Origin of the sequence: Streptomyces sp. CNQ085 (genome assembly GCF_022614595.1) — a bacterium.
Lineage (GTDB): Bacteria > Actinomycetota > Actinomycetes > Streptomycetales > Streptomycetaceae > Streptomyces.
Genome location: NZ_JAJFAU010000015.1, coordinates 1 through 6777 on the forward strand (window position 1 = coordinate 1; position 6777 = coordinate 6777).

Genomic DNA, 6777 nt, shown 5'->3' on the forward strand with positions numbered 1-6777 from the left:
CGACCGGATCGGGGGACCGGTCGCGGCCCCGCACCACCCCCTCCGGGCCGGGAGGGCGGCCGGCGGATTCCGGCGGTGGGGCCGGCCGCCGCCCGCCGGGAAGCCCGCCTCTCAGGTGTGGGCGGCGATGAGCGTCTCCAGGCGGGCGGAGGGGAACTCGCGGGTGAAGGAGTCGGCCTGCCAGCGGCTGGGGAAGAGCGCGAGATGGGTCCGGTCGCGGCCGCGGACCAGGCCCTCCCCCGTCACCAGCCGGGTGCGGTTGAGAGCGTCCGCGCCAGCGGCGTCGGTGGCCCGGGCGACGTGGTAGGGCAGCGGTTCCAGCCGCAGGGGGGCGGAGAACTCGTGCTCCATGCGGTGGGCGACCACGTCGAACTGCATCGGCCCGACCGCGGCCAGCACCGGCGCCTGCTCACCGCGCAGGTCGGAGACGAGCACCTGGACCACACCCTCCTCGTCCAGCTGCGCGATGCCGCGGCGGAACTGCTTGGAGCGGCCGATGTCCGCGGGGCGTGCGACGGCGAAGTGCTCGGGGGCGAAGGTGGGCATGGGCGGGAAGGCGGCGGGCCTGCCGGTGTAGAGGGTGTCGCCGACCCGCAGGGCGGCGGCGTTGACCAGGCCGACCACGTCGCCGGGGTAGGCGATGTCCACCGAGGAGCGGTCCTGGCCGAAGACGCTGTGGGCGTACTTGGTGGCGAACGGCCGCCCCGAAGCGGCCCGCGTGACCGTCATGCCGCGCTCGAAGACTCCCGAACACACCCGCATGAAGGCGATGCGGTCGCGGTGGGAGCGGTCCATATTGGCCTGCACCTTGAACACCAGGCCGGAGAACGGCGCGTCGACGGGCCGGCTGCCGCCGCCCTCCAGCTCGCGCGCCCCGGGCGGCGGGGCCAGGCCGACGACGGCGTCCAGCAGCAGCCGTACCCCGATGTTGGAGACGGCCGCGCCGAAGAACACCGGTGTGGACCTGCCCGCCAGGAACGAGCCCTGGTCGTGCTCGGCGCCGTCGGCGCGCAGCAGTTCCAGTTCCTCGACCGCCTTCTCCCAGTCGGCGCCCTCCTCTGCGGCCGCCCGGCCGGCCGGGACCGTCTCCTCGGCCGCCGCACGGGCACCGCCGGGGGCGCGGGTGTAGCGCAGCATCCGTCCCGGTTCGCGCACGTCGATCAGACCGCGCAGACGGCCGGCGTCGCCGACCGGCCAGGTGACGGGGGTGGGTTTGAGGCGGAACTCGGACTCGATCTCGTCCAGCAGCTCCAGGGCGTCGCGGCCGGGCCGGTCCCACTTGTTGACGAAGGTGATGACGGGGATGCCCCGGTGGCGGCAGACGTCGAACAGCTTGCGGGTCTGCTCCTCCAGACCCTTGGCCGCGTCGACGAGCATCACCGCGCAGTCCACGGCGGCCAGCACCCGGTAGGTGTCCTCGGAGAAGTCCGCGTGGCCGGGGGTGTCCAGCAGGTTCAGCACCACGCCGCGGTGGGCGAACTGCAGCACCGCGGAGGTGACCGAGATGCCGCGGGCCTTCTCCATCTCCATCCAGTCCGAGGCCACTCCGCGCCGGCCGGCCTTGCCGTGCACCGACCCGGCCGAGGTGATCGCCCGCGCGTGCAGGGCCAGCGCCTCGGTCAGCGTCGACTTGCCGGCGTCCGGGTGGCTGATCACCGCGAACGTCCGCCGCCGGGCCGCCTCTCCGGCCGCCTGCCGGTCCGCGGCGCTCACCGCGCGCACCGCGCGTCCGTCTCGCCCCTGTGCCTGCGCAACCGTTCCACCCGCTCCTCGTGTGTCCGTATGCCCGCGTACGTCTCGCACGCCTCTCCGCCCGTCCGGGCCGGTGGTCCAGCGTACGCAGATCCACCCTGAGGCAGGAGTGGGGTTTCCGGAGGGCGGAGCGGGCTCCCGGCCTCCGTCCGCCGCTACACCCCGGCCCCCTTGCCGGCCACGTAGACGGTGTTGGCCGACTCCTCCCCCGGCCGGTAGGGGTTGCCGAAGCGGACGACGTGGGCCTCGGCGGTGGCGAAGACCCGCGCCAGTACGGCGGTGAAGTCCTCGTCGGGCGGGTCGTCGGACCACAGGGCGAAGACGCCGCCGGGGTGGAGGTGCTCCGACAGGGCGCGCAGCCCGGCCTCCCCGTAGAACGGGGCGTGGCCGGGGTGCAGCACATGGCGCGGCGAGTGGTCGACGTCCAGCAGGACCGCGTGGAGGCGTCCGCCGGGCCGCTCCGGGTCCAGCCCCCCGGTGCCCGCGGCCCGCTCGAAGAAGTCGCCCCGCACGAGGCGGCAGCGCCGGTCCGACACCAGCTCCCCGCCCAGCGGCACCAGCTTCTCCTCGTGCCAGCGGATGACGTCGGGGAGGGCCTCGACGACGACCAGCGAGCGCACCCGCTGGTCCTCCAGCACGGCCCGCGCGGTGTGGCCGAGGCCGAGCCCGCCCACGGCCACGTCCAGCCCGGCGCCGGCGCCGGTCCCGTCCTCCGGGAGGGCCGCCAGGCCGAGGCGGGCCAGCTCCGTCTCGCCGGCGGTGAAGAGGCTGGACATGAGGAACTCGTCGCCGAGCTTGACCTCGTACACCTCCCGGCCGGTCACCGGGTCCCGGCGGCGGCGCAGGCTGATGTCGCCCATCGGGGTGGGGCGCCAGTCGATCTCCTCGAAGCGCGTGCTCATACGGTCGCCCTCCGGTGCGGTCAGGCGTCGATGACGACGGGGATGACCAGGGGCTTGCGGCGGTAGGTGCGGAAGGCCCAGGAGGCCACGGAGCGGGCGATGAGCTGCTCGAGCTGCTGCGCGTCCCCCACCCCCTCCTCGGCCGCCGAGGCCAGGGTCTTCTCGATCACCGGGACGGCCGGGGTGAACGTCCCCTCGTCGTGGACGAAGCCGCGGGCCAGGAAGTCCGGCGGCTCGGCCAGAGCGCCGGTGTCGGCGTCGACGATGGCGACGACGGTCACCACGCCCTCGGAGGCGAGGGTGAGCCGGTCCTTCAGGGACGCCTCGGTGGCGCCGCCGACCTCCATGCCGTCGACGTAGACGTTGCCCGCGGGCACCTTGCCGGTGATGGAGGCGCGCCCGTCGACAAGGTCGACGACGACGCCGTCCTCGGCGACGACGACCCGCTCGGGGTCGACGCCGGTGCGCACGGCCAGGTCCGCGTTGGCCTTGAGGTGCTTGAACTCGCCGTGCACCGGCATGACGTTGCGGGGCTTGACGATGTTGTAGCAGTAGACGAGCTCGCCGGCGCTGGCGTGGCCGGAGACGTGGACCTTGGCGTTGCCCTTGTGGACGACGTTGGCGCCCCAGCGGGTCAGCCCGTTGATCACCCGGTAGATGGCGGTCTCGTTGCCGGGGATGAGGGAGCTGGCCATCAGCACGGTGTCGCCCCTGCCGATGCGGATCATGTGGTCGCGGTTGGCCATCCGCGACAGCGCCGCCATCGGCTCGCCCTGGGAGCCGGTGCACACCAGCGTGACCTTGTGGTCGGGGAGCTTCTCCAGTTCCCTCATCCCGACCACCAGGCCGGAGGGGACCTTCAGATAGCCCAGTTCGCGGGCGATGCCCATGTTGCGGACCATCGAGCGGCCCACGAAGGCGACCTTGCGGCCGTAGGCGTGGGCGGCGTCCAGCACCTGCTGGATGCGGTGCACATGGCTGGCGAAGCTGGAGACGATGACCCGCCGGGGCGCGGTGCGCATCACCTGCTCGATCGCGGGGTTCAGGTCGGCCTCGGCGGTGGTGAAGCCGGGGACCTCGGCGTTGGTGGAGTCGGTGAGGAAGAGGTCGACGCCCTCCTCGCCGAGCCGGGCGAAGGCGCGCAGGTCGGTGATGCGGCCGTCCAGCGGGAACTGGTCCATCTTGAAGTCACCGGTGTGCAGCACCAGACCCGCGCCGGTGCGGATGGCGACGGCCAGGCTGTCGGGGATGGAGTGGTTGACCGCGACGAACTCGCAGTCGAAGGGGCCCAGGCCCCGCCGGTCGCCCTCCTTCACCCGCGCCGTGCGCGGCCTGATGCCGTGCTCCTTGAGCTTGGCCTCCAGGAAGGCCAGGGTCAGCCTGGAGCCGACGACGGGGATGTCCGCCCGCTCGCGCAGCAGGTACGGCACGCCGCCGATGTGGTCCTCGTGGCCGTGGGTGAGCACCACGGCCACCACGTCGTCCAGGCGGTCGCGGATGGAGGTGAAGTCCGGCAGGATCACGTCCACGCCGGGCTGGTGCTCCTCGGGGAAGAGCACGCCGCAGTCGACGATCAGCAGCTTGCCGCCGTACTCGAAGACGGTCATGTTGCGGCCGATCTCCCCCAGGCCGCCCAGGGCGACGACCCTCAGCCCTCCCTCGGGCAGCTTGGGGGCGGGCTTCAGCTCAGGGTGTGGATGACTCATACCCTGACGCTATCCGAGGGCGGCCGGGCTGTCTCATCGCCCCTTCCACCAGCCGGTTCGCTCCGCACGGCGGAGGCGGGACGGCGGTGGGCGAGGTGGTGGCGAGCGGGAGGTTGCGGGCGGGCGCTCAGCCCTGCGGGCCGAGCCGGCGACGGAGGGTGGCGGCGAAGTCCTCGGCGGCCATGAGCTGGGCGCGCAGGGTCTCGCAGCGGGCCTCGGCGACCTTGCGGTAGGCGTCCAGGCGCTCCCGCAGCCGTTCCCGTTCCGCCTCCTCCGGCGGCTCACCGGCCGAGAGCCGGTCGGTGACGGACAGCAGGTCGCGCATCTCCTCCAGGGAGAAGTCCAGCGGTTTCATCCGGCGGATGACCATCAGGCGGTCGACGTCGGCGGCGGTGTAGAGCCGGAAACCCCCCTTGGTGCGGGCCGAGGGGACGACGAGGCCGACCTCCTCGTAGTGCCGGATGGTGCGCAGCGACAGTCCCGTCCGGTCGGCCACCTCACCGATCTGCATCCGCTGCTCGTCCGCCACTGCCGATTCCCCTCTGATGCCCGAACATTTTTCGGGTTCGTAAACCCCAACCCTACCGCGTGATATGAATCACAGGTCCTCACACGGTATTTACCTGCGATTTACAGGACTCCGGCCGCAATCATCCCTCACGTCAGGGTAGAGTTTGTTTCCGGGCGGAACATCGCCCTCCCCAGTCCCGTCGGGCAATGATGCCCGACCGGCGGTCCCCCACGTCCGCCGATCCCTGGTCTCGCCCCTGTCGGGTACGACGGCTGCGGCACGGCCGGGCCCTCCTGCTCCGCACGGAAGCCGCGCACGCCGCGCGCACGCCTGACGCCTGCGCGCCCGACATGGAAACGGATGCATGTCCGCTGACACCTCCGCAGCCCGGCGGCTGCGCCCCTCCCGCCCCGACTGGCTCGCCTCGCCCAAGGTCCTCCGCACCGAGGTGCTGGCCGGCCTGGTCGTCGCCCTGGCCCTGATCCCCGAGGCGATCTCGTTCTCGATCATCGCCGGGGTGGATCCGGCCGTCGGCCTGTTCGCCTCCTTCACCATGGCCGTGGTGATCTCGGTCGTGGGCGGCCGCAAGGCGATGATCTCCGCCGCCACCGGCGCCATCGCCCTGGTCATCGCCCCGCTCAACCGCGAGCACGGTCTGGGCTACCTGGTCGCCGCCGTCATCCTGGGCGGTCTGATGCAGATCGCCCTCGGCGCGCTCGGGGTGGCCAAGCTGATGCGGTTCGTGCCGCGCAGCGTGATGGTCGGCTTCGTCAACGCGCTCGCCATCCTGATCTTCATGGCGCAGGTGCCGGAGATCACCGGCGTGCCCTGGGCGGTCTACCCGCTGGTGATCGGCGGACTGGCGCTGATGGTGTTCTTCCCGAAGGTCACCACGGTGGTACCCGCCCCGCTGGTGTCCATCGTCATCCTGACCGTCATCACCGTCGCCGCGGGCATCGCGGTGCCCACCGTCGGCGACAAGGGCGAGCTGCCCTCGTCCCTGCCCGTCCCCGGCCTGCCCGACATCCCCTTCACCACCGACACCCTGGTCACCGTCGCCCCCTACGCGTTCGCCCTCGCCCTGGTGGGGCTGATGGAGTCGCTGATGACGGCCAAGCTGGTCGACGACATCACCGACACCCACTCCAACAAGACCCGCGAGTCCGTCGGCCAGGGCGTCGCCAACGTCGTCACCGGCCTCTTCGGCGGCATGGGCGGCTGCGCGATGATCGGCCAGACCATGATCAACGTGAAGACCTCCGGCGCCCGCACCCGGCTGTCGACCTTCCTGGCCGGCGTCTTCCTGCTGATCCTGGTGGTCACCTTCGGCCCCGTGGTCTCCACCATCCCGATGGCCGCCCTGGTCGCGGTGATGATCCTGGTCTCCTTCGCCACCTTCGACTGGCACTCGGTCCAGCCGAGGACGCTCAAGCGGCTGCCCGTCGGCGAGACCGCCGTGATGGCCGTCACCGTCGCCGTGGTCGTGGCCACCCACAACCTCGCCATCGGCGTCGTCGTCGGCGTGATCACCGCCATGGTGATCTTCGCCCGCCGCGTCGCCCACCTCGCCGAGGTCTCCGCCGTCGTCGACCCCGACGGCAGGCAGGCCGTCTACGCGGTCACCGGCGAGCTGTTCTTCGCCTCCTCCAACGACCTGGTCTACCAGTTCGACTACGCGGGCGACCCCGACGACGTCGTCATCGACCTGTCCGACGCCCACATCTGGGACGCCTCCTCGGTGGCCGCCCTGGACGCCATCGAGACCAAGTACGCCGCCCGCGGCAAGAAGGTCACCATCGTCGGCCTGAACAAGGCCAGCGCCGCCATCCACGACAGGCTCGCCGGGCAGCTCGCCGACAGCCACTGACCCGCGGAACCATGCGGAACCAGGCCACCGGCCCCCGGC

The 6777-nt window shown here is 72.1% G+C and carries 5 protein-coding genes; 1 reads left to right on the forward strand and 4 read right to left on the reverse strand.

What is annotated here, in order from left to right; genetic code table 11:
• Window positions 1–111: 111 nt before the first annotated feature.
• The 4 genes from LJ221_RS04975 to LJ221_RS04990 form a co-directional block, all read right to left on the reverse strand.
• On the reverse strand, window positions 112–1713 hold the full coding sequence (locus LJ221_RS04975; RefSeq protein ID WP_241714079.1) for a peptide chain release factor 3: 1602 nt from the start codon (window positions 1711–1713) through the stop codon (window positions 112–114).
• A gap of 194 nt (window positions 1714–1907) precedes the next feature.
• The gene (locus LJ221_RS04980; protein WP_241714081.1) at window positions 1908–2654 is read right to left on the reverse strand and encodes a spermidine synthase; all 747 of its coding nucleotides are present in this window, start codon (window positions 2652–2654) and stop codon (window positions 1908–1910) included.
• 20 nt (window positions 2655–2674) lie between these two features.
• Window positions 2675–4360: a ribonuclease J gene (locus tag LJ221_RS04985; protein WP_241714083.1), complete on the reverse strand. Its 1686-nt coding sequence runs from the start codon at window positions 4358–4360 to the stop codon at window positions 2675–2677.
• 127 nt (window positions 4361–4487) lie between these two features.
• Window positions 4488–4871, reverse strand: coding sequence for a MerR family transcriptional regulator (locus LJ221_RS04990; RefSeq protein WP_241714139.1), 384 nt, complete (start codon window positions 4869–4871; stop codon window positions 4488–4490).
• Between the two features lie 364 nt (window positions 4872–5235).
• Between LJ221_RS04990 and LJ221_RS04995 the strand changes: the two genes are divergently transcribed.
• Entirely contained in the window at window positions 5236–6738 is a 1503-nt protein-coding gene (locus LJ221_RS04995) for a SulP family inorganic anion transporter (RefSeq protein WP_241714085.1), read from the forward strand.
• The last annotated feature ends 39 nt before the right edge of the window (window positions 6739–6777 follow it).

Coding starts and splice junctions, on each gene's coding strand:
- LJ221_RS04980 (WP_241714081.1), bottom strand. CDS start 2,654: ATGAGCACGCGCTTCGAGGAGATCGACTGGCGCCCCACCCCGATGGGC.
- LJ221_RS04985 (WP_241714083.1), bottom strand. CDS start 4,360: ATGAGTCATCCACACCCTGAGCTGAAGCCCGCCCCCAAGCTGCCCGAG.
- LJ221_RS04990 (WP_241714139.1), bottom strand. CDS start 4,871: ATGCAGATCGGTGAGGTGGCCGACCGGACGGGACTGTCGCTGCGCACC.
- LJ221_RS04995 (WP_241714085.1), top strand. CDS start 5,236: ATGTCCGCTGACACCTCCGCAGCCCGGCGGCTGCGCCCCTCCCGCCCC.